Origin of the sequence: uncultured Campylobacter sp. (genome assembly GCF_938045535.1) — a bacterium.
Taxonomy (GTDB): domain Bacteria; phylum Campylobacterota; class Campylobacteria; order Campylobacterales; family Campylobacteraceae; genus Campylobacter_B.
In genome coordinates, this window is record NZ_CALIMQ010000279.1 from 1 (window position 1) to 1,022 (window position 1,022).

Annotated in this window: 2 protein-coding genes; both read right to left on the minus strand. The window is 50.0% G+C overall.

Annotated elements, in window-relative coordinates; all coding sequences use genetic code 11:
• Positions 1-639: threonine/serine dehydratase (locus tag Q0095_RS08620; RefSeq protein WP_297883136.1), on the minus strand; the 639-nt coding region annotated here is incomplete at its 3' end.
• Positions 640-790: 151 nt separating this feature from the next.
• Positions 791-1,022 (minus strand): CoA-binding protein (locus tag Q0095_RS08625; protein ID WP_297883137.1); only part of this gene is annotated, 232 nt, incomplete at its 5' end.

Genomic DNA, 1,022 nt, shown 5'->3' on the forward strand with positions numbered 1-1,022 from the left:
AAAGCTGTTAAACATCGCAGGCGCGCCCTTTGCGCTCACGGCGACTACGCGCACGTCCGGATTTACCTGTTTTACGCAGCTTGATATGCCGCTGATTAGCCCGCCGCCGCCCACCGGTACGATGATGGTCTCAAGCTCGGCCAGATCGTCAAGCATCTCTAGCCCCACCGTGCCCTGCCCAGCCATCACGTACTCGTCGTCAAACGGATGGATAAAGCTCATGCCCTGCTGCTTGGCGTACTCTACGGCGTAGGCATAGGCCTCGTCGAAGTTATCGCCCTTTAGGATGACTTCGGCGCCTAGATCTTTGGTGCCTAGTACCTTTAAAAGCGGCGTAGACTCAGGCATCACGATGGTGGCAGGCGTCTTAAACTCGCGCGCTGAAATAGCTACGCCTTGGGCGTGATTGCCCGCACTTGCCGCGACGACGCCTTTTTTACGCTCCTGCGCGCTTAAATTTGCGATTTTATTATACGCGCCGCGGATCTTATACGCGCCCGTGCGCTGGAGGTTTTCTTCTTTTAGGTAGATGAGCGCGCCGCTGGCGAGGCTTAGTTTTGCGCTGTAGGCAAACGGCGTCTTGTACACAAAGCCGCTTATCGTGCGCTTGGCTTGGATTATTTTATTTAGAGAGATCATTTTAGCCTTTCGTTTTTGTTTAAATTTTACTTTTCGTCGCTTTTGCTTGCGCGTTTATTTACCGTATTTTTGCTTACGTTTTCTTTATTTTTTTATCGCGCATTACCGCATTTGCGTTTTTTATTTGGCGTTTAGAGACGTCAAATTTAGCCTAGTCAAGCCTTTGTAGCTCGATTTTTATGCACCTATCCTGCACGAAATTTATCCCGTTTTCGCGCGCGACCGCTCCTGCGGCATCGTTTGTTATACCAAGCTGCAACCACAGCGTTTTTACGCCCTTTTTGACGGCGTCCTTTACTAGCTCGCTCGCAAACTCGCCTTTTCTAAACATCACGGCGACGTCGATATCTTGGTCTATTTCCATCAAATTTCTATAAACCTTG